The sequence below is a fragment of the Floccifex sp. genome (genome assembly GCF_051873495.1).
Taxonomy (GTDB): Bacteria; Bacillota_I; Bacilli_A; order Erysipelotrichales; family Erysipelotrichaceae; genus Floccifex.
In genome coordinates this window covers 1-3,094 of record NZ_JBJEEX010000018.1, presented here as the reverse complement: position 1 = coordinate 3,094, position 3,094 = coordinate 1, and the positions used below count along the sequence as shown (strand labels likewise).

General features: G+C 34.6%; 2 protein-coding genes. One reads left to right on the top strand and one right to left on the bottom strand.

The features are described 5' to 3' along the window. Positions 1–63: 63 nt before the first annotated feature. Complete coding sequence (locus ACI313_RS01190; RefSeq protein WP_136860561.1) at positions 64–342, bottom strand: hypothetical protein; 279 nt, start codon at positions 340–342, stop codon at positions 64–66. Positions 343–456: 114 nt separating this feature from the next. On the opposite strand from ACI313_RS01190, the gene ACI313_RS01185 reads away from it, so the two are divergent. Then, the coding region (locus tag ACI313_RS01185) for an SNF2 helicase associated domain-containing protein (RefSeq protein WP_439755085.1) at positions 457–3,094 on the top strand (2,638 nt) is incomplete at its 3' end.

Genomic DNA, 3,094 nt, shown 5'->3' with positions numbered 1-3,094 from the left:
TGTTAATACTAAAATGCACTCTATTTTCAATAAAAAACGCACCCTTAAAACAAAATGCATTCTCTATTTTTTCAGCCTTTGTGCTACTTTCTTTGCTAAAATAACGGACTTATTTTTGGCAGTACTCAAATTTTTGTTTAATTGAACCATTTTATTCTTACTACGATCCACTTTAATACCATTCAAGTCTTGCATTAATTCAACTTTTGTATGATCGTCCATATAATCGGCACTTAAAATCTTTTTCACATCATTTTTATGCTTTTGTGAACTGATTGTTTTGCCAACAACTAGACCAACACCACAAAAGAAAGCAGCTTTAACGATTCTTCTTACTAGCATATTAAATACCTCGCTCTATATTTCTATATATTAATTATATTCTTTCTGCTAGCTTTTACTATTTAATATGTAGTATTGTAGTTTAAAGTTAAACGAATATAAGGGGTTGTTCAGATGGCACAATGGTCTAAATTGTTTCCTCAGCGTATTTTTAACCGCGGAGAAATATATTTTGAAAACCAAATGGTACAAAGTATTCAATTAGCTACTGATAAAGAACACTTTACAGCTAAGGTTCAGGGTGGAATAGGGCGATACTATCATGTTTCTGGTCGTTTACGAATTGACGGCCGCGCCTCTGAATTAAAATGCGATTGTCCTTGGGCCCAAAAAGGGCACCGTTGTAAACATCAAGTAGCCGCACTAATGGCTACCGAAGAAAAACAAAAGCAAATAGATACAAATACACCTGCAACAAATAGTGCTGAAGTTAATTTTAAAGACTTAATCTCGGATGAACTTAAGCAGGCTATTATCCAAGCCAATCCTGCTATCGATCCATTCGAAATTATTGGACAAAGAGCCTTCAGTAAAGAGTCATATGATCACGCATTAATACTAGCTGACACTTTACAAGAGGTTAATTTTCGTCAGGTAGACGATAAAATGCGTGCATATGAATATATCTGGAATTTTGAAAACAAAAATGAAAATTGGCAAAATTTAGCTATTAAATTCACACGCTGGCAAATCTTAACCATCGACTTTGAAAATAGAACAGCTATTAAAGATGAAAATGCGATCACTATTTTTGCTTTGCTCAAATTCATAGAAGAATACATTAAGGATGATCCATTTGATGTAACTAATCAGGCAGCCAACCAACTACTTGATTTATATTCAAATGATAATGAGACAGCTAAAGATAGGATTGTGTTAAGGGCACAAATTGATAATTATGGTAGAATGCCTCGCCTATCTTTTAAATTAGGTAAAGAAAAGCACTTATATCAACTCAATGACTTAAATGCACTGATTGAAGCAGTTCATAAGCAAACACCAGTCAAGTTAGGTAAATTTTTTAATGAGACAATCGATCCTAATCAAATGACTCAAGACAGTAAGAAATGGCTTGATTTTATTGCCAAAATTATTGATGCCAGAAACTTGAGCGTTTATTACGGTGGAACTAGTCGTTTTAACACAATTGAAATTGAAAATTCCATTGCAGATGAAGTAAATGATTTGATCTATAACGGTACTAAGCTTTATTCAGGTGCTCATTTAGTAGGATATACTTCTGATCAATTAGATTTAAAGATCGATATTAGTGACGATAAAGGTGGCGCAATTGTCACGATTGAAGATTTCCCAGCTGGGACAATAATTGCTGGTAGAGACAGTTATTATGGTTATTACAAAGGCGTTTGGATTAAATATACTGGATTAACACCACATTATCTGCAGAGATTGAAAATTCATCCAGGAGATGAACTACGCTTCAGCAAAAAGACGATTGTCCCATTTGCTCGAAAGGTTTTGCCTACTTTAGAGCAAGCAAACCATATCTCTATAACAGGAGCACAAGAATTAAAGGCTAAATTGCCACCTAAGGCTAGGTTTATTTTTAAACTTGATTATTTAAACGGAAAAATTCGCTGTAATGCCCTGGTGCTATATGGGGATGCCGAATACCAATTAAATCGAGATTATACTTCAGCTACGCAAAGAGAAAATGAACTTGAAGAATCTGTTGAAAATGAGCTTAAACAATATTTCACTGATTTTGATCAAGGACAGTTTCTTCTTCCAAATGATGACGCCGATGCAATCGCTGATTTTTTTGACAATGGCCTCAAAAAAATCAAAGAATTAGGCGAAGTGCAGATTACTGCTAATTTCAGATCATTGCTAAAAGGCATTAAAATTAATAATCAAATTGGTGTAAGCATTAATCTGACTAATGAATTACTCGATGTAGATTTGACTAGTCAAAAGCTAAGTTGGGAAGATATTCAAGCAGCGTTAAAAGCATATCAAGAGAAAAAACGCTATTTCATTCTGCAAAATGGTATGTTGCAAACGGTTGAGCAGCCAACAATAGAACAACTAGCTCAAACCATGCATGACTTAAATATCAAGTTTACTGATTTTATCCATGGTAAATTGCAAATACCTGCTTATCGAGCATTTTATTTTGCTAAACAAATGAAAAGCATGAGCGCTCTTCATTTTTCAACTAACGACGCCTTTAATAGATTAATTGGTGACTTATCCAATAACAAAGTCAGAAGGGATGCAATACCAAGAAGTCTGCAAAATACATTGCGCCCTTATCAAAAAGCCGGTTTTAATTGGCTCAGTACCATTATTAATTACAATTTTGGCGGCCTATTAGCAGATGAAATGGGATTAGGAAAAACACTGCCAATCATCGCTTTGCTATTAGCTAGAAAAGAGCAAAGTAAGAGTAAGCTGCCTAGTTTGGTAATTGCTCCAGCTTCTGTCATTTATAATTGGCAAGCTGAGATAAGTAAATTTGCTCCTAAGTTATCAGTTGGCGTATTAGGCGGCAGTAAAACTGAGCGGCGCAATATGCTTTTACACCCAAAGGACTACGATGTGTTTGTGACATCTTACCAATCACTTAACCATGATCTGGAGGACTATCACAATTTAATTTTCGATTTGCAGATCATAGATGAAGCACAGAATATTAAGAATCACCTATCAATTACTGCTCAATCTGTTAAAGTGATTAAGGCACAACACAGATTAGCTCTAACAGGAACGCCAATTGAAAATAAGCTAA

Excerpts from the sequence above, each read along its gene's own strand:
- ACI313_RS01190 (WP_136860561.1), bottom strand. The coding sequence starts at position 342 with ATGCTAGTAAGAAGAATCGTTAAAGCTGCTTTCTTTTGTGGTGTTGGT.